Genomic DNA, 19,027 nt, shown 5'->3' with positions numbered 1-19,027 from the left:
AAGCTCCGGCGATGGTCGCGATCCGGGATCACTCGGCGGCTTCCAGCATGGGCTCAGCCTCCAGCGCATCCTCATGCGCACGCTGGGCGACTTCATCGGCCCAGTGCAGGATTTCCATGCGGCCATCGAAATGTTCGACCAGCGCGGTGCACCCTTCCACCCAATCGCCATCATTATAGTAATCGATGCCGTCGATCCGGCGGTATTCGGCGGTGTGGATGTGGCCGGCGACCACGCCGTCAACGCCGCGGTTCTGCGCCGCTCGCGCGACCAGCTCCTCGAAGCGGGAGATGAACTCCACCGCATTCTTAACCTTGTGCTTGGCCGCCTTGGACAGCGACCAATAAGGCATCCCCAGCCGCTTGCGCACCAGATTGGTGACGTGGTTGAGCCGCATCATCAGCTCATAAGCTGTGTCCCCCACGAAGGCGAGCCAGCGGTGAGCCAGCATGATCGTGTCGAACTCATCGCCGTGCAGGATCAGCAGGCGCCGCCCGTCCGCGGTATCGTGGAAGGCGGCGCGCTTGATCTCCACCCCGCCGAAATTGAGGCCGGTGAACTGGCGGAACATCTCGTCATGATTGCCAGGCACGTAGACGATCCGCGTGCCGCGCTTGGCGCGTTTCAGGATCCGCCAGACGATGTCGTTATGCGCCGCGGGCCAGTAGAACTTCTTCTTGAGGCGCCAGCCGTCGATGATGTCGCCGACCAGATACATCGTTTCACTGTCGACATGGTCGAGGAAATCGATGAGGAGTTCCGCGTTGCAGCCGCGCGTTCCGAGATGAACGTCCGAAATCCAGACGGTGCGATATTTCTTCCGATGAATGTCGCGCGCCTTCGGCTGCAGACGCAGGCGTTCGTCATATAGCTTTTCATCGAGCGCGGCGGAAAAGTCGGCCAGAGCATTCATCGACGCTCCCCTTCCCAGATCATTCGGTTCCCGGAACCGTCCGATGCACGGGGTTTATGACAGAGGAAGCGAGATGCGGTGAAAGTTTTTTGACATTTCACCTGTCGCCGACATTCTGTTTACTGCCGCGGGCGCCAGACAAGACTTGTCAGGTCTTGAGGATAATCTTTCCGATATGGTCGCCCGCTTCCATGTGCGCGTGGGCCGCCGCCGCTTCTTTTAGCGGAAAGACCTTGTCGATTTCCGCGCGCAGCTTGCCCTCTTCCACGAACGGCCAGACATTGTTCGCGATCTCGTCCGCCAGAAGCGTCTTGAAGCCGGTATCCCGCGCGCGCAAGGTCGAACCCGTCAAGACCAGACGTCGCTGCATGATCTGGACGATGGAAATCTCCGCACTCATACCGCGCTGAAACGCAATCGATACGTGCCGCCCGTCTTCGGCGAGGCACTGGATATTGCGCGGCACATAATCCCCGCCCACCATGTCCAGAACGACATTCACGCCGTTCCCGTCGGTCAACCGTTTGATCTCTTCGACGAAATCGCTCGACTTGTAATTGATCGCAGCGTCCGCGCCTACTTTCTCGGCGGCTTCGCATTTCTCGTCCGATCCGCAGGTGACGTACACGGTGATGCCAAATAGCTTGGCGAGCTTAATCGCCATGGTTCCGATGCCGCTGGTGCCGCCATGGACGAGCAGCCGTTCGCCCTGCGCCGCATAACCGCGTTCGAACACATTGTGCCACACGGTGAACAGCGTCTCGGGAAGCGCGGCAGCTTCCTCCATGCTCACACCTTCGGGCACGGACAGGCACTGGCCGACAGGGGCCGTGCAATATTCGGCATAGCCGCCGCCGGACACCAGGGCACAAACCGGCTGGCCGAGCATTTCCTCGCCCACGCCTTCACCCAATGCGACGATTTCTCCGGCAATTTCCAGGCCAGGCAGATCGGAAGCACCGGGCGGCGGGGGGTAATTCCCCTTGCGCTGGAGCACGTCGGGCCGGTTCACACCGGCGGCGGCAACGCGGATCAGCACTTCACCCTCCTGCGGGCGCGGAAGCGCTCGCTCGGCCGGTTTCAGCGCATCCGGCCCGCCCGGCTCGCCGATCTCGACGCAGGTCATGGTCCCGGGAAGATCGGCACTTCGGCTCATCGCACTTGCCCTTTTGTCACATCAGCGGCCCCCCGCCGCGATATCCGGCCGGGTTATTGACATATGCCGCCCCCGCGTCAACATTTCCCCTGATGACCGAGCCCGACGAACCGCGCCCCTCCGAGCCGCTAACGCAGCTGCTGCGTGAGGACCTGGACCCGTTGTCGGTGACCGAGCTCGATGCCCGCATCGCTGCGCTCCACGGCGAAATCGCGCGCTGCGAGGCGAAGAAGAAGGCCGCGGTCCATCACCGCGCGAGTGCCGACGCGCTGTTCAAACGTTGAACGCTTCGGGCGAGCGCGCCGGCCGTCCTTCCGCGTCCTTCCGCCGTCCGCGACGGGCCACCCGTTGAAAGTCGGCCCCGCATTTCCGACATTATCCTTGAACCATTGCGAAAGCCGGTCATCATGTGAACCGACCGCTCGCACCCATCGCGGCCCGCCGGCCGCTCCCGGAGACCAGCATGCCTAGCTTCACTGAATCGCTCGAAAAGACACTGCACCAGGCGCTCATGAACGCCTCGGACCGGCGGCACGAATATGCCACGCTCGAGCACCTCCTCCTCGCGCTGATCGAGGACAATGATGCCGCCAAGGTCATGCAGAGCTGCGGCGTCGATCTGGGTGAACTGGGCGAGGCCGTCACCACCTATCTCGATACCGAGCTCGACAGCTTGCGCGTCACGGGCAAGAAGGTGGACCCCTCTCCCACCAGCGGATTTCAGCGCGTGGTCCAGCGCGCGATTCTGCATGTGCAAAGCTCTGGCAAGGACCTCGTCACCGGTGCCAATGTCTTGGTGGCGCTCTTTTCCGAACGCGAAAGCTATGCCGTCTATTTCCTGCAGCAGCAGGATATGAGCCGCCTCGATGCGGTCAGCTTCATCAGCCACGGCGTCGGCAAGAACGGCGCGGTCGAGGCCAGCGAAGAGCCCGCCGAACAGGGCGAAAAAGCCGAAGACAAGGACGGCAAGTCCAAGAAAGACGGCGCGCTCGAACAATTCACCGTCGATCTCAACGCCAAGGCCGCCGCCGGCAAGATCGATCCGCTGATCGGCCGGTCGCTGGAGGTGGACCGCACCATCCAGATCCTGTGCCGCCGCTCCAAGAACAATCCGCTCTATGTGGGCGAACCGGGCGTGGGCAAGACCGCCATCGCCGAAGGGCTCGCGCGTCGCATTCACGAAGGCAATGTGCCCGACGTGCTGAAGGAAGCGACGATCTACTCGCTCGACATGGGCGCGCTGCTCGCCGGCACCCGCTATCGCGGCGATTTTGAGGAGCGGCTGAAATCGGTCGTCTCGGAGCTGGAAAAGCTGCCACATGCGGTGCTGTTCATCGACGAAATTCACACCGTGATCGGTGCGGGCGCAACCAGCGGCGGGGCCATGGATGCCTCGAACCTGCTGAAGCCTGCGCTCTCCAACGGCTCGATCCGCTGCGTCGGCTCCACCACCTACAAGGAGTTCCGCAACCATTTCGAAAAGGATCGCGCGCTGCTGCGCCGCTTCCAGAAGATCGACGTGAACGAGCCGACGATCGAGGACACCGTGAAGATCCTCGCAGGACTTCGCAGCGCATTCGAAGAACATCATAATGTGAAGTACACGCCCGATGCGATCCGCAGCGCGGTGGAGCTTTCGGCGCGCTATATCAATGACCGCAAGTTACCGGACAAGGCGATCGACGTGATCGATGAAGTCGGCGCAATGCAAATGCTGCTGCCGCAGAGCCGCCGCCGCAAGATGATCACGCCCGCCGAGATCGAGAAGGTGATCGCGACGATGGCGCGCATCCCGCCCAAACAGGTGTCGAGCGATGACAAGTCCTCGCTCGCCAATCTGGAGAGCGATCTGAAGCGCGTCGTGTTCGGCCAGGACAAGGCGATCGAAGTTCTGTCCAGCGCGATCAAACTGAGCCGGGCAGGCCTGCGCGATCCGGACAAGCCGATCGGCAACTACCTCTTCTCCGGCCCAACCGGCGTCGGCAAGACGGAAGTGGCGCGTCAGCTCAGTTCGATCCTCGGCATTCCGCTAAAGCGCTTCGACATGAGCGAATATATGGAGCGCCACAGCGTCTCCCGCCTGATCGGCGCGCCTCCGGGCTATGTCGGCTATGATCAGGGCGGCCTCCTGACCGACGCGGTGGACCAGAATCCGCATTCGGTGCTGCTGCTCGACGAGATCGAGAAAGCCCATCCGGACCTGTTCAACATCCTGTTGCAGGTGATGGATAATGGCCGCCTGACCGATCACCACGGCAAGACGGTCGATTTCCGCAACGTTATCCTGATCATGACGACCAATGCGGGCGCCAGCGACATGGCCAAGGAAGGCATCGGCTTCGGCACCAACATTTCGAAGGAAGATGCCAGCGAAGAGGCGGTAAAAAACCTGTTCTCCCCGGAGTTCCGCAACCGCCTCGATGCAATCGTCCCGTTCGCCTATCTGCCGACGGAGGTCGTCGGCCGCGTCGTGGAAAAATTCATCCTGCAGCTTGAAATGCAGCTGGAAGACCAGGGCGTTCACATCAGCTTGGACGAGGATGCCAAGGCTTGGCTCACCGAACGCGGTTATGACCGCCTCTATGGCGCGCGCCCGATGGGCCGCCTCATTCAGGAGAAGATCAAGCAGCCGCTCGCAGAGGAACTGTTGTTCGGCAAGCTGGAACATGGCGGTGAGGTGAGCGTGCGTGTGAAGGACGACCAACCGACCTTCGAAATCACGCCGGCACCGCCCAAGGGCAAAGGCAAGAAGAAGAAAAAGACCAAGCCCAAGAAGCCGAGCGAAGCGGAATAAGAAAGCCAGGGCGGCGGACCGATCGGTTCGCCGCCCTTTCTGCATTCATCATCATGACCGATCCCGGCACCGTCATCCTGCTGCATGGCTTCTTCATGCGGCCGATCACCATGCTGCCGGTGGAGCGCGCGCTGCGAAAGGCAGGGTTCGATACAGCCTCACCGCCCTATCGATCGCGTGCGCACGCCTTCGAGCAGATCGTCGAAGACCTGCTGCCGGCGCTACGCGGCGCTGGCAAAGGCCCGGTCCATTTCGTAACGCACAGCATGGGCGGGCTGGTGGCACGCGCGCTGATCGCGCGAGCAAGACCTGCGGAAATGGGCAAGGTCGTGATGCTGGGCCCCCCGCACCATGGCAGCGAGTGGGTGGACCTGCTCGCCGCCGCGCGCATCGGCGGTGCCTTTTTCGGTCCTGCCGAGGAAGTTTTGTCGCTGCGAAGGCCTGAGCGGGTCGAGAACCTGATGGGCCAGCCCGATTATCCGCTCGGCATCATCGCGGGCGACCGGCCTTATGGCCTGCCCTTCATCTCGCAGCGCATCATGTCCGGCCCGCATGACGGAGCGGTGTCCGTCGCCTCTACCCATTTGGAGGGCGAGGACGACCATGTCGTGCTGCCAGTGTCGCACAGCGGAATGATGTGGAACCGCACGGTACAGGGTCAGATCGTGCATTTCTTGCGGCACGGAAAATTCGCGCGCACAAGCTGACGGCCCCCTTCCCGCTTCACAGGATCGCCATGCTCCGTTTCCCGCTTCCGCCACTGGCGCTGATTGCGGCGCTTGCCTCCCCCGCCCTCGCGGCCGAGCCCGGCCAGCCGCCGCTGACGGAGCGCACCGCCGAAACCGGCCTGCCTTTGACGCCCGAGCAGCAATCCGTCGATTTCACCCATGCGGACCTGAGCTGGCGCATCGATCCGGAGACGCAGAGCATTACCGGCGACGCGACACTGACGTTGAAGGTGGAAAAACCGATCCGCACGATCCAGTTCGACCTCGACCGCAATCTGCCGGTCTCTGCGATCGATGTGGACGGCAAGCCCCGCCCCGCGTCCGCATGGAACAATCCGGAAGGCCAGCTCACCATCCGCCTACCCCGAAACTATCGGGCAGGCGAAGAACTGAAGCTGCGCATCCGCTATGCCGGCACGCCGCATGTTGCGGTCCGCGCGCCGTGGGATGGCGGCTTCGTCTGGTCCGAGACGCCCGGCGGCGCGCCGTGGATCGCAACCGCCGTGCAGGGCGAAGGCTGCGATCTGTTCTGGCCCTGCTTCGACAGCAGCGAGATCGAGATCGATACGGTCGATCTCCACATCACCGTGCCGCAAGGTCTCGCCGCGCCTTCGAACGGCCGCTTCATCGGCAAGCAGGACAATGCCGACGGCACCGTCACTTGGAACTGGCGCGCGCAGCATCCGAACAACTATGCCATCGCGCTCAACATCGCGCCCTATGAAAGCATCGGCGCGGACTATCGCAGCCGCTTCGGCAACGTCATTCCGATGACCTACTGGTTCCTGCCCGGCGAAGAGGCGCAGGCGAAGGAGTTGTTCAGCGAGTTCGCGCCGACGCTCGATTTCTTCGAAAGCACCATCGGCCCCTACCCCTTCGGCGATGAAAAGATGGGGGTGGTGGAGACGCCGCATCTCGGCATGGAGCACCAGACGATCAACGCTTACGGCAATGGCTATAAGAAGTCCGCCGAGGGCTATGACTGGCTGTTCCACCACGAATTCAGCCACGAATGGTTCGGCAACCAGCTCACCAATGAGAATTGGGACGATATGTGGCTGCACGAAGGGCTCGGCAGCTACATGCAGCCGCTTTACCTGCGTTGGCGCGGCGGCGAGATGCCTTATATGGCCGCGCTCGCCAAGCAACGCGCGCAGATCAAGAATCGCTTCCCGCTCGTCTCAGGCCAACCGCGAACCGAAGATCAGGTCTATAATGATGCGGATGGCCCGGGGCTCGATATCTACGTGAAGGGCAGCTGGGTCGCGCACAGCTTGCGCGAACTGATCGGCGACGAAGCTTTTTTCCGGACGCTGCGGCGCGAAGTTTACGGTCGGCCCGATCCGGCGCCCGGCAATTTCGAACCGCGCTTCGGCTCCAGCACCGAATTTCAGCGGATCGCCAGCGAAGAGGCGGGCCGCGATCTCGGTTGGTTCTTCGATATCTATCTGCGCCGGGCGGAATTGCCCAAGCTGGTCACGAGCCGCAACGGCACGACGCTGGAGCTTGTTTGGCAGACGCCGGACGATCTCCCTTTCCCCATGCCGGTCGAAATCTGGGCGGACGGCACGCCGTTAACGGTCGATATGGAGGACAACCGCGGCAGCGTTGAGCTGCCCTCGCCCGACGCGCATGTCGTGCTCGATCCACACGCCAAGATCCTGCGCCAGTCGGACGATATCGATGCGTTTCATGCATGGCAGGCGGCGCAAGTGGCCGAGTGACCGCCTGGTTCAGCGCTGGGCAAGGCGTCCTCGTCCAACGGCGCGGCGCAATGCGAAATAATCCTCGCCCGATCTGTCCTATTACTCTAACACAGTAAAGATGAGCGAAGGCTACAGAGACTTGCCCCGCGGCGGCGGGTACGCACAGCCCGGTCCCGCAGGCACGACGGACTGGGACGATTACGGTGCCGGGGCCGCGCCTCTGCCTCCGCTCGAGGAAAAGCAGCCGAAGCGCGGCTGGCTGCGCCGCCATTGGCGTTGGCGCTACCTTAAATGGACAGGCTATGCCGCGTTCGCGGCGTTTGTACTGCTGCTTTGCTGGCTGCTGCTGTTCGTGCCGGTCTCGCGTACGGCCAAGCCGCTGGTGCCGCCGCAGATTGTCCTTGAAACCTCCGACGGGCAGGCGATTGCGCGCAAAGGGCCGATCATGGCCGCGCCGGTCGATATCGCGAAACTCCCGCCCCATGTGGTCGATGCCTTCCTCGCCACTGAAGACCGCCGTTTCTACGACCATTGGGGCATCGATCCGCGTGGCATTGCGCGCGCGCTCTGGACCAATATCAGCTCGGACGAGCAACAGGGCGGCAGCACGATTACGCAGCAGCTCGCCAAGCTCAGCTATCTGAAGCTCGATCGCACGGTCGCGCGCAAGCTGAAGGAGGTGCCGATCGCGCTGTGGCTGGAGGCGTGGCTGACCAAGGACGAGATTCTGGAGCGCTATCTCTCCAACGCTTATTTCGGCGACAATGTTTACGGCCTGCGCGCCGCCTCGCTCCATTATTTCTACCGCCAGCCGGAGCGGCTGACGCTAACGCAGGCGGCAATGCTGGCGGGGCTGGTGAAGGCTCCGTCCACGCTGGCGCCCACGCGCAATTACAAGGGGGCGGTGGCGCGCGAGAAGGTGGTTCTCTCCGCCATGGCTGATGCGGGCTATCTGACGCCCGATGCGGCGCGTGCAGTCAGACCGGCGGTGATCGACCACCGTGCAGATCAGACGACCCCCGCAGGCTCCTATTTCGCGGACTGGGCGCTCGGCCAGGCGCGCGCGGTGACCGAGGATGCGGGCTATGAAACGGTGCATGTCCGCACGACGCTCGACCGGCGCCTGCAGGCCCTCGCGCAGCGGATTGCGCGCCGTTCCACACCGGCAGGCGCGCAGGTGGCAATCGTCGCGATGCGGACGAATGGGGACGTGGTCGCCATGGTCGGCGGCAAGGATTATGAGACTTCCAAGTTCAACCGCGCCGTACAGGCACGCCGCCAGCCTGGGTCCACTTTCAAGCTTATCGTGTATCTCGCGGCGCTACAGAGCGGAATGACGCCCGACACCATTGTCGACGACAGCCCGATCACGAGCGGAGACTACCGGCCTGAAAATGCGGGCGGTCGCTACCGCGGGCAAATCACGCTGCGCGACGCATTCGCGGCGTCCAGCAATGTCGTCGCGGTCAAGCTGTACAAGCAGCTGGGTTCGGACGCGATCGCCCGCGCCGCGCGGTCTCTCGGCATAGACGAAGATTTGCCCGCCAATGCCAGCGTGGCCCTAGGCACCGCGGGCGTCAGTCTGGTGGATCTCACCGCCGCCTTCGCCGGCATCGCAGCGGACTATGCCCCGGTGGAACCGCACGCTCTCCCGCGCAGCGAAAAGGGATTTTTCGACAAGCTGCTCGACGGCAAGCAGGACATCGGCTCGCGCACCCGCGAGGAAATGCGCGATCTGCTGGCCGCCAATATCACCAGCGGGACCGGACGTGCCGCCGCGCTCGGGATCCCGGCATTCGGCAAGACCGGTACAAGCCAGGACAGCCGCGATGCACTGTTCGTGGGTTTTGCGGGCGATCTGGTCGTGGGCGTCTGGATCGGCAAGGACGACAACAGCTCCCTGGGCCGCGCCAGCGGCGGCGGCGTGCCTGCGCGGATGTGGAAGGATTTCATGATTGGGGCGATCCCCGGCGCAGCGCCGCGCGTCGCGCCAGAGCCTGCACCGATCGAAGAGGAAGGGGATATCATCCCCGATTTCGAGCTGCCCGGTAACCTGGACATCGGGCCGGATGGCGATCTGTCGGTCGAAGGCAACATCAACGGCAATGCCGTCAGGATTGGACGGGAAGGCGTGCGCATCCAGCCGAATGAGGAGACGCAGCGTCGCCTGGATCAGCTCGATCGACGGCGCGACCAGATCGAGCGCGCGGTGGAGGATGCGGCGCGGCAGGCGGAAGCGCAGGGCCGTGCTCAGGAGGCCGCGCAGCAGCCGCCTCGAGGGCAGTAATCAAAGGGAACAATCAGGCGGGCGCGCAGCAGCGGCCTCAAACGAAAAAGGCCGACGCAGCCCGCCGGCCTTTTTCGTTCCCCATTATTGGGCGTCAGGGATGACCGTTACCCGGCCGAGCTTACCGTAGAGCTCTTCCCAGGCAGCAAGGCGGCGTTGATACTCCGCATAATCGTCGTAGAATTCCACGAAGAGGTTATCGATCTGCGAGAGCGCCTGCGCGGAGAATGCCGGCAGCTGATCAGACGAAACCTGCGACGATTGCGGAGCGAGCTCCAGCATCAGATCGCAGAACTTGCCGGTAACCGGCGGCAGCGAGAAATAATTGTAGAGATCCGTCATCGACGTATCGCGAATGCGCTTGGAATCGCCCGCAGGATAGCGGGCGCGAAAGGCCGTATCCAACCGCCGGTTGACCTGGCTGAGCAAAGCCTCATGGGCGTTCAGATAGTTCTTATAATCATCCGCGAAGCGCAGATATTTCGGCTGCAAACAGTTCAGCGCCGCGACGTTGAAGGCGGATCGGAAGTTCCAGACAACCTCATCCGTTTCCAGGCCGCGATTGGGCGTCATCCGCACATCGTCGACACCCTTGGGCGGAATATACATGCCGGTGGCCGCGCCGAGCGGCGGGATCGGCCGTGGCGGAGCCGCGGAGGGAACGATGATCGGCGGCGGAGGCGGCGCTGGCGGCGGAGGCGCCGCGCAAGCCGCCAAGGTGGTCAGTCCGGCCAGTAACGCAGCCCGGGCGACGGTCTTCGACATGAAATTTAACCCTCTCGAAACACTGGCCATCCGTGTGACATTGCGGGGAGTCTTTGGAAACCCCCTTGTGACGAACGGAGACAACAAAACGCCCGGCAGCATGGCTGGCCGGGCGTCTGTTTATCGAGGCTGAATGGGCTGGCGCTCAATCGCGCGCCGCACCCATGAAGCGCAGGAGGAAAAGGAACATGTTGATGAAATCGAGATAGAGGTTCAGCGCCCCCATGATCACGACCTTCTGCATGAATTCCGTACCGCGCACCGCCTGGTAAAGGCTCTTCAGCTTCTGGGTATCGTAGGCAGTGAGGCCTGCGAAAATCAGCACGCCGATCGCGCTGATCGCGAGATCGAGAACCGTCGAACCCAGGAAAATATTCACGATGCTGGCGACGATCAGGCCGACCACACCCATGATAAGGAATGTGCCCCAGCCGCTCAGATCCTTCTTCGTGGTATAGCCGTAAAGGCTGAGACCCGCGAAGGCGCCTGCCGTAGCGAAGAAGGTCGTGGCGATGGACGCGCCGGTATACATCAGGAAGATGCTGCTGAGCGACAGGCCCATCAGCACCGCAAAGCCCCAATACATCGCCTGCAGCGTTCCGGCAGAGAACTTGCCCTGACCGAAGCTCATCGCGAACACGATAGCGAGCGGGGACAGCATGATGATCCATGCCAGCGCGCCGCCGCCAAGCAGAACCTGCTCGGCCATACCGGAACGCGCAAACAGCATCGCGACCACGCCGGTCAGCAGAACGCCGCTCGCCATGTAATTGTAAATCTTCAACATATAGGCGCGCAGACCTTCGTCGAAGGCTTCGCCGGTACCGGCCTGTCCGGGATAGGTACGTGCGCCGGTCGCTCTTGGATCGGGCCATGCCATAATAAGGAAACTCCTAAGGTTTTCGTATGTGACAGCATTGCCACACGCCCGGTGAATATCACCTTTATGCGAGTGATTTTCAAGTCATTGCGCCGCGGCTTTCTCCCGCTATCCTGCGCCGTCCATGTCCCACCGCCTGTTCATCGGTTTGCGCCCTCCCGAAAATGTCCGCGATGCGCTTCTCGACGCGATGGAGCATATCGAGGACGCGCGCTGGCAGGACGATGGCCAGCTTCACATCACCTTGCGCTTTCTGGGCGACGTAACGCGGCCGGAGGCCAATGAGCTGGCCGAAGCACTGGGCGGGATCCGTATGGAGCCGTTCGACGTCGCGATCGAGGGCGTCGGACATTTCGAGCGCAAGGGAAAGCCCAAGGCGGTATGGGCGCGCGTGCTACCGAGCGAGCCTTTGATGACGCTCAAGCGCAAGATAGACCGTGTCTGCAATGCCTGCGGACATGAAGATGAGCACCGCAAGTTTCTGCCGCACATCACGCTGGCAAGGCTCAACACGAGCAGCGGTCCGATCGGAGATTTTCTGGCGGCACAGGCCGCCCTGAGGGTGCCAGCCTTCACGGTGCGGGAGTTTACCCTGTTCGAAAGTCGACTCAGCCGCCACGGATCGCATTACGAGCCGGTGGCCGGCTACTTGCTCGACTGAGCCTCCACCCGGTCGGCGATGGCGTTTGCGATCAGCACAGCGTCGCGCCATGCCGCATCGAACTCGGCTTCCCCAAATTGATAGGGGTCCTGCACGCTCTCCCCCTCGCGGCCATCAACCAGATCAAGCGCAAGTAGAAGCGTGGCCTGTCCATCATTCGGCGCCAGCGTTTGAAGATCAGCCAGATTCTGGCGGTCCATCGCGACGATCCAGTCGAAATCGCGAAAATCGCTTCCCTGGACCTGCCGCGCCCGCAAAGACGATGCATCAGTGCCATGGCGCTGCGCGGCCTTGATCGTGCGAGGGTCCGGCGGATCACCGATATGCCAGTCTCCGGTGCCCGCGCTGTCGACGTCGATCGAAAGGCCGCGCCGCTCGGCTTCATCTCGCAGGGCAACCTCCGCCAAAGGCGAGCGGCAGATATTGCCGAGACAGACGAAAAGAATGCGAAAGGTCATCGGTGACCCTCATGATTGCCAAAGGTCCACGCTCTGTTACAGCGGTGGCAGGAAGAGGCAAGGAGAGGCCCGATGCAAACATCCGCACCGGCAGAGGGGACGATCGATCCCGATGCCAAGACGCCTGCTTATGCCTGGTATCTGCTCTCGGTCCTGATCCTCGTTTATATTCTCAACTTTATCGATCGGCAGGTGCTGAGCATTCTAGCCGAAGATGTGAAGCGTGACTTGAACCTGACCGATGGAGACATCGGCTTTCTCTACGGCACTGCTTTTGGAGTGTTTTACGCGCTGTTCGGGATTCCCCTCGGCCGATTGGCGGACAGCTGGCACCGCGTGCGCTTGATGACGCTGGGCCTCAGCCTGTGGTCGGTCATGACCGCATTATCCGGTTTGGCGCGCAATGGCGCCATGCTGACGGGGGCGCGTGTGGGAGTCGGAATCGGTGAGGCGACCGCCTCGCCCAGCGCCTATTCGCTGATTTCGGACTGGTTTCCGAAGAAGCGCCGCGGGCTTGCGCTTTCGCTTTACAGCTCGGGCCTTTATCTTGGCGGCGGCCTGTCGCTCGGTCTGGGTGGACTGGTGGTTCAGAACTGGAATGAGGCCTATCCTGTCAAGGCAATGGCACCGCTGGGACTGGCGGGCTGGCAAGCGGCGTTTCTGGCGGTGGGCTTGCCGGGGCTTCTTCTCGCATTGTGGGTCTTCACCTTGCGTGAGCCCGTTCGCGGACAGTCGGAGGGCATCGAAAGCAAGGTCCGTCCCCATCCCTTTCGGGACTTTTTCGCCGAACTCGTCACCATACTCCCGCCGCTAACGCTGATCGGCGCCGCGCGCTCGGGCAACCTCCTGCGCAACCTCGCGGTTGCCCTGTTGGTCACAGGCATCGTTTGCGGCCTGATCGCTCTGGGCGAACCGGTGCTGCAATGGAGTGCCGTTGGGATCGGTGCTTATGCGGTTTATAGCTGGGCGAGTGCCCTTCGGCGGAGCGATCCGCCGACATTCGCGCTGATCCTTGGCACGCCGGCCTTCCTGCTCACCGTCCTGGCCTATGGCTTGAATGCCTTCCTCAGCTATTCGGTCAGCTTCTGGGCATCCCCTTATGCGCTGCGCACCTTTGCAGTCTCTGAGAGCGAGGTGGGCTGGATCGTCGGCAGCCTTGGCGCATCGGCTGGTTTTCTAGGCGTTATCGCTGGCGGATGGGTGGGCGATCGGCTGCGCGTAAAACATGCGGCGGGACGGCTATGGGTGGTAATCTTCGGCGCGATCGCTCCGATCCCGGCAATCGCCATCGCGTTCACGACCGATAATGCAACGCTCTTCTTCGCGATGCTGTTTCCTGCTCAGGCGCTTGCAAGTGCGGCGCTGGGGGCAGCGGCGGCCACGACGCAGGATCTGGTTCTGCCGCGCATGCGCGGCACCGCAACGGCAAGCTTCTTTATTGGCACGACCCTGATCGGCCTTGCTTTAGGTCCTTATCTTGCGGGACGTGTTTCCGCGTTGACGAGCAGTCTTTCGACCGGGGTGCTGTCGCTACTGCTGACAGCGCCCATCGCGTTGATCGCCGCAATCATGGCGGCACGTCTACTGCCGGCCGCAGAAGCGAGCGCACAAGAGCGCGCCCGGGCGGCCGGCGAGGACATTTGATACCGCAGCGGATTAGCCGGTCTTGGTGAACACACCGCAGGCGAGGCGGGCACCGCTATCGCCTGAAGGATCGGTCATCTGATCGTCCTGACCTTCGTGGACGATGAACGCTGCGCCATCGGCGTCCAACAAAGCATTAGGGCCGTTTTCCAGCGACGCGTTCTCGATCGGACGCTCTAGGTGACCCGTCCCGTCTGCGGCTACCTCAAGGTTGACGAAATCGCCCATGTGCGAGCCATTATCACTTTTCAGGCCGTGACTCTTGTTGGTCGGGTTCCAGTGGCCTCCAGCGCTTTTGAAATCCGGCGCATCGCATTGTCCGGTGGTGTGGATATGGACACCGTGATTGCCGGGCGGCATTCCGTTGACGTCCAGCACAAGGTCCAGTCCCGAAGCGGTCTGCATGACTTTCGCTTCGCCCACCGACTTGCCGTCGGCTGTCTTCAACATAGCGGTGGCAGTCTCGCCGCTGGTTGGGGAAGTCGCCGCGCCGGCGGGAACAGTGGCGACTTCGCTCGTCTCCTCCTGCGAGGCAGGCTCGCCGCACGCGGCCAATGCCAGGACCGAGAGCGATGCGGCAAAAGCGATGATTTTCATAAGCTGTCTCCCTGTGATGGTTGTCGGTTCAACCAGCGAGGGACACTGAAGTTTCCGGCGTGAAAATCCGGCTGGGGGAGCTGGCTAGCGCCTCCCTGCTATAAGGCCGCTATGTGCGGACGCGCGAACAAGCGGGTTCGCGCTGATTAAGCTATTGCCTCGGACTGAAGCGAAAGCGCTGAAACAGGACTGACTCACGGCGTTTGGCTGAAAGCCTCGTTCGATGTTCAGCTTTCAGGAAAGCCAGCCGGCTCTGACTGAACTGCGGAGGACCGTGCACGAGCAATGTACGATTTGGGCAGCGCTGCAGAAGAGACACCGCTGGAAGAACCGCTGAAATCCATAGTCAGCACTGTGTAAGGCGCTGAGCATGACCGGAGCATCGCTCAGCATGGAACACCGCCATTATGGTGGGCTGGCGCGCCAATGCAGCGGATCAAGATGTGTGGCGAAGGAGCCAATAATCCGGAACTACGGATACAAAAAGAAAAGGGCCGGTCTTCCGACCAGCCCTTTCCCATTTTCGCTTGGATCGCGAGAGATCAGTAACCGGCGCCGGGGCCGTAGGTGATCCGAACGCGACGGTTCTGCGGCTCGCGCACGCCGTCGGCGGTCGGGACGCGCAGGTCCGTTTCGCCGAATGCTTCGCTCGAGATACGCGCAGCGGGGATGCCGCGCGACTGCAGATAGGACTGCACCGAAGCGTTACGACGCTCGGACAGGCCGATGTTGTACTGTGCGGTACCCGAAGTATCGGTGTAACCAGCGAGCATGACGCGCGCCGAACCACAGTTGGCATACTGAGCAACCGCGTTGTCGAGCACGGTAGCCGCGTCCGGACGGATGTTCGACTTATCCCAGTCGAAGAACACCAGATACGGACCCTCGTTGCAGGCCACTGCAGCCGGCGGCGGGGGCGGCGGGGGCGGCGGCGGAGCTGCTGCCGGCGGCGGGGGCGGCGGCGGCGCAACCACGGGCTCAGGAGCGCCGAAGTTGAAGATCAGGCTGCCGAGAATGCTGTGCGAACGATAGCGACCTTCATAAGTGTCGCCAAAGTTGCTCACCAGATCCACATTGGGAACATTGAAGAACTTATACTTCAGGCCCACGTCGATGTTGGTGGTCAGCGGAGCGCGAACGCCCGCGATGGCCTGCCAAGCAAAACCGGTGTCGGAATCATCAACGAACGTGTTCGCGATGGTTGCAACCTGCTTGACGCGAGCAACACCAGCACCGCCGCCGACGAAGCCCTGAATGCCGTCGTCTTCGCCGAAGTCCAGCATGCCGTTCAGCATGAAGCTAAGCGCATCGGTGTACCCGTTAGCATCGCTGATCGAACCTGCCGGGAGGTTGCCACCAAGCACTGCCTGGGAACCCGTAAGGACTTGATCAGCATCAGCGCGCTGATAACCAACTTCAGCTTCGATACGGAACGCGCCAAAGTCGTAACCGACGATGCCGTCGAAGTTGTAACCGTAATCATGATCGATCGTCAGATCGTCGTTGACACCGTTCACGTCGAAGTCGGTGTCTTCGACGAGCATGGGCCCGCCTTCAACGCCGGCATACCACGCGCCGTCACGCGCCATGGCAGGCGTGAGCGCGGTGGTGGCAAGCGCCACACCTATTGCAAGCTTACGCATTAAATTCCCCTCTATCTATTTAGGAACTAAATTCGGTAGTTATCTACTATCCGGACGCTGCAACGGGCGCAAGCGGGCATTGGTTCCCACTGTTGCGAAAATGTCTACTTTTTCCGCTCCTCCTGGGCAAAAATCATGTCAGGTCATGCCGCGATCATTACGAAATCGTAGCAATAACAATCCCGGCTCGTTCCAAGACCGTAACAAGAGCCGCCAGCGAATCGCGCGCTTCGACATCAATAACCGATCCGCCCGACGGCAGGGCGATATGATCCGCTGCCAACCATGCCCCGCCCCGGTAAACGAGCGATCCGCCTGACGAGCGATCGAAAAGGCGCATGGACTCGACCGGCGCTGCAAACCGCCACCCGCCCGCAGTCCAGCCGGCCAAATGGTTCGCATGCCCGCTCCAGACTCCGGAAGCTTGCGCACCGACACACCAGCATTGGCCCGGTTGCGGCATGAGCATTGAAGGGTCATCGGCGATTCCCTCGCAAACCGGGTGGAGCAGCATATCGATCAGCGCGAGCGCCTCGTTATGCGTCGTCTCCTTCTGCGCTTGGGCCAAGGCCAGGAAAGGAAGGGCGAAACGGCTACTGGCCAGTTCGGTCATGATAATCTCCGTTTAGAGAGGGTAGGTGAATTCAGCAGCGGTAGAAGGCCCGTGGCGCCCGATCTGGCGCACCGCGATCCTAATCGGCGAACGCCCATGCTCGCGCCACGCCACGACGGTAGCTGACGCGATCGCATAAGCCGGCCCGGCGCACTCATCATCGACAAGAGAGACGCCACCGGCCCCGCTGATCGCAATCCGATAGCGCTCCACATCCTCGCCAAGCGGTGGTTCCACCTGGAGCGACCAGTCGGCACCGATGCGCGAGCGACGGACCCAACCGATGTTCAAAGCCCCGTCGGCCTGCGATATTGCGGTCAAATGTACGGGCGCGAGTGGTAAGGTCGCGCGGCCATCCAACGTCAGCCGTTCGACGGCCGGGGTTGTATCGCCCACGCCAACCGCGGTGGCGACGAGCGGCAATCCGGCAGCAATCTCCGGTTCGTCCAGCAACCGCATTCTGCCAATCTCCAGAAGCAGGAAAACCGCACCCACTGTCGCTCCATTCGCCGCACTCCCGAAAAGGCCGCGATGGAGACGCTCGATCCGGTAACGCCCGCCGCCCAGCGCGACGGCACGCTCGAACTGGACGACTTCACCTCCAATGGATGCGAGATTAGCGCCTGTAAAAAGCGCCTGGGGGTCAGCGTCACGGAGGGCAAGGTCGTCCCGGATCAAATGGATGATCACGGTTTGCCTGACATCAACTAGGCCGAAACTGCCGCGCGCAAGCGGGGTTTCGAGTACGCCCATCACGGCGGCGGGCGAAGTCGGGCCGATTGGTCGCAGCGCATCGATCGACGGGCCGATCGACAGCGCAGCGCGCCGCCAACCCGCCTGCGCGCCATTGGCGGCGACGGCGACAAACGGTCGGTCCACGCCACGTCGGGTGATATCGGGCAACTCCACCAATCGCAGCGTTGTCGGCCCGTGCACCTCGTCCACCTCTCGGATCGCACGACCGGGAACCGCCGTTGCAGTGATTGGAGTGCGTGCTCCCAACGCGCGTGCGGTGAGCATCATCGCACCGCGGCGGTGCTCGACTTCGGTGATAGCCCAGATTGCTCCGCCAAACGCCAGCGTGCGCCCGGCGCGTGGCTCCTGCTCGCCATAAGGTACGGCGATACGCAGTTGCTCACGCTCCGCGCCAGAGCGCCGGGCAAGTGTTTCCGCCAGCTTCGCGGCCCCGTCCGCGTCCATGGCCGCCGGAAAATCGAGCCGCCGCACGTCTTGCCCGCCTCCGGATCGCCGCGCACGTTGCAATCCCGCCTGATAGTCCCGCGCGGGGTCATAATAGCGAAGCTCCACCGCCGCCGGAAAATTAGCGAGCGGCGCGCGGCTGCGCTGCGGCCTGTCTACGGCTTCACGCCCGATCGCGATGACCGGGTCTCCCGCACTGCCGATGGAAACAGGTTCGTCATCGAACCGGTATCCGGCCATATCGCGGGAGAGACGAAGGGCCGCGCTCTCGGCAATCAAAGAGACGGCATCCCGCGCACTGCCAGCCAGCGCGAAGCCGCCCACCTGATCGCCGGCATCTCCGTCCACGTAGCTCGCACTCGCCTCTCGCGCGATCTCCACCAGACGCACCGATCCGTCGCGCTCGATCAGCTCGAAGCTCAGCGACGGGATGCGGTTGCCGTAATCGGCGAGCTGCAGATCCTCGAACACGGCAAAGGCAATTCCGCGAAAGGCCGGCGCCTCGGCTCCTTCCGCCTGCGCAATCAATGGGTCTGCTGTTTGATCGCCATGGCCGGTGTGGAAACGAAAGCCGGTTTCCACCTTGAAATCCCCGCCCGCGCCGCGCAGCAGATTGCCGTCCGCCCATATCCTCCCGACCTGCGCCGCCGGGCGAGAAGACAGCGCGACCGCAAGGCTCGCGCTATAGCTGTAATTGGTCTGGCTCGGCCGACTTTTGCCGCCGCCATCGCTGCTGACATGTTCGTTGAGCGGCGTTGCCCAGATTACCGTGCCCGCCACGCGCATGGTGCCGAACATGGCCGGAATTTCGCTGCCATAGCTCGACGTTTGCACGTCCAGCTCCTTCAGACGCGGCCCTTCCCTGCCCTTCGGCCCGCCGAATATGGTCTGATCCAGCGCGCGTCCGGCAAGGCTGCCGAGGGCAGCACCGATCGGGCCGCCCAGCGCAAAGCCGACGGCGTTGAAGACGATGGTCGCCATG

16 protein-coding genes are annotated in these 19,027 nt (G+C 62.5%); 7 read left to right on the top strand and 9 right to left on the bottom strand.

The features are described 5' to 3' along the window. Positions 1-28: 28 nt before the first annotated feature. A complete protein-coding gene (locus tag H7X45_RS13550) occupies positions 29-913 on the bottom strand; it encodes a UDP-2,3-diacylglucosamine diphosphatase (protein ID WP_187335309.1) in 885 nt (294 codons plus the stop codon). 148 nt (positions 914-1,061) lie between these two features. Next, on the bottom strand, positions 1,062-2,069 hold the full coding sequence (locus tag H7X45_RS13545; RefSeq protein WP_187335308.1) for an NAD(P)H-quinone oxidoreductase: 1,008 nt from the start codon (positions 2,067-2,069) through the stop codon (positions 1,062-1,064). A gap of 92 nt (positions 2,070-2,161) precedes the next feature. Here H7X45_RS13545 and H7X45_RS13540 point away from each other — a divergent pair, with 92 nt between their 5' ends. From H7X45_RS13540 to H7X45_RS13520, 5 genes are all read left to right on the top strand, one after another. Further along, the gene (locus H7X45_RS13540) at positions 2,162-2,353 is read left to right on the top strand and encodes a DUF1192 domain-containing protein (protein ID WP_187335307.1); all 192 of its coding nucleotides are present in this window, start codon (positions 2,162-2,164) and stop codon (positions 2,351-2,353) included. 179 nt (positions 2,354-2,532) lie between these two features. Continuing rightward, positions 2,533-4,863, top strand: a complete 2,331-nt coding sequence (gene clpA / locus H7X45_RS13535; protein ID WP_187335306.1) for an ATP-dependent Clp protease ATP-binding subunit ClpA — start codon at positions 2,533-2,535, stop codon at positions 4,861-4,863. A 53-nt stretch (positions 4,864-4,916) separates the two neighbouring features. Further along, positions 4,917-5,570, top strand: coding sequence for an alpha/beta hydrolase (locus tag H7X45_RS13530; RefSeq protein WP_187335305.1), 654 nt, complete (start codon positions 4,917-4,919; stop codon positions 5,568-5,570). A gap of 29 nt (positions 5,571-5,599) precedes the next feature. Further along, entirely contained in the window at positions 5,600-7,315 is a 1,716-nt protein-coding gene (locus tag H7X45_RS13525; protein ID WP_187335304.1) for a M1 family metallopeptidase, read from the top strand. A 121-nt stretch (positions 7,316-7,436) separates the two neighbouring features. After that, a complete protein-coding gene (locus tag H7X45_RS13520; protein WP_187335303.1) occupies positions 7,437-9,584 on the top strand; it encodes a transglycosylase domain-containing protein in 2,148 nt (715 codons plus the stop codon). An 84-nt stretch (positions 9,585-9,668) separates the two neighbouring features. On the opposite strand, the gene H7X45_RS13515 is transcribed toward H7X45_RS13520, so the two are convergent. Together H7X45_RS13515 and H7X45_RS13510 are read right to left on the bottom strand one after the other, a co-directional pair. Then, positions 9,669-10,451 (bottom strand): hypothetical protein, encoded by a 783-nt coding sequence (locus tag H7X45_RS13515; protein ID WP_214645502.1) that lies wholly within the window; start codon positions 10,449-10,451, stop codon positions 9,669-9,671. A 43-nt stretch (positions 10,452-10,494) separates the two neighbouring features. Next, positions 10,495-11,229, bottom strand: a complete 735-nt coding sequence (locus tag H7X45_RS13510) for a Bax inhibitor-1/YccA family protein (protein ID WP_187335301.1) — start codon at positions 11,227-11,229, stop codon at positions 10,495-10,497. Between the two features lie 124 nt (positions 11,230-11,353). On the opposite strand from H7X45_RS13510, the gene thpR reads away from it, so the two are divergent. Further along, on the top strand, positions 11,354-11,890 hold the full coding sequence (thpR, locus tag H7X45_RS13505; RefSeq protein WP_187335300.1) for an RNA 2',3'-cyclic phosphodiesterase: 537 nt from the start codon (positions 11,354-11,356) through the stop codon (positions 11,888-11,890). Here the strand turns inward: thpR and H7X45_RS13500 are convergent. Continuing rightward, positions 11,875-12,348 carry a low molecular weight protein-tyrosine-phosphatase gene (locus tag H7X45_RS13500; RefSeq protein WP_187335299.1) on the bottom strand — a complete coding sequence of 158 codons (474 nt, stop codon included), beginning with the start codon at positions 12,346-12,348 and terminating at the stop codon, positions 11,875-11,877. The genes thpR and H7X45_RS13500 overlap by 16 nt on opposite strands. A 72-nt stretch (positions 12,349-12,420) precedes the next feature. Here H7X45_RS13500 and H7X45_RS13495 point away from each other — a divergent pair, with 72 nt between their 5' ends. Then, on the top strand, positions 12,421-13,992 hold the full coding sequence (locus H7X45_RS13495) for an MFS transporter (protein WP_187335298.1): 1,572 nt from the start codon (positions 12,421-12,423) through the stop codon (positions 13,990-13,992). Between the two features lie 12 nt (positions 13,993-14,004). Here the strand turns inward: H7X45_RS13495 and H7X45_RS13490 are convergent, their stop codons facing one another. The 4 genes from H7X45_RS13490 to H7X45_RS13475 all read right to left on the bottom strand — a co-directional run bounded on the left by H7X45_RS13490 (position 14,005) and on the right by H7X45_RS13475 (position 19,026). Beyond that, positions 14,005-14,589 carry a superoxide dismutase family protein gene (locus tag H7X45_RS13490; protein ID WP_187335297.1) on the bottom strand — a complete coding sequence of 195 codons (585 nt, stop codon included), beginning with the start codon at positions 14,587-14,589 and terminating at the stop codon, positions 14,005-14,007. A gap of 542 nt (positions 14,590-15,131) precedes the next feature. Next, complete coding sequence (locus H7X45_RS13485; RefSeq protein WP_187335296.1) at positions 15,132-16,232, bottom strand: OmpA family protein; 1,101 nt, start codon at positions 16,230-16,232, stop codon at positions 15,132-15,134. A 157-nt stretch (positions 16,233-16,389) separates the two neighbouring features. Further along, positions 16,390-16,845 carry a DUF2793 domain-containing protein gene (locus H7X45_RS13480; RefSeq protein ID WP_187335295.1) on the bottom strand — a complete coding sequence of 152 codons (456 nt, stop codon included), beginning with the start codon at positions 16,843-16,845 and terminating at the stop codon, positions 16,390-16,392. 12 nt (positions 16,846-16,857) lie between these two features. After that, the gene (locus H7X45_RS13475) at positions 16,858-19,026 is read right to left on the bottom strand and encodes a phage tail protein (protein WP_187335294.1); all 2,169 of its coding nucleotides are present in this window, start codon (positions 19,024-19,026) and stop codon (positions 16,858-16,860) included. Position 19,027: the final 1 nt, after the last annotated feature.

Source organism: Novosphingopyxis iocasae (assembly GCF_014334095.1).
Classification (GTDB): domain Bacteria; phylum Pseudomonadota; class Alphaproteobacteria; order Sphingomonadales; family Sphingomonadaceae; genus Novosphingopyxis; species Novosphingopyxis iocasae.
This window is presented reverse-complemented; position numbering and strand designations above follow the sequence as displayed.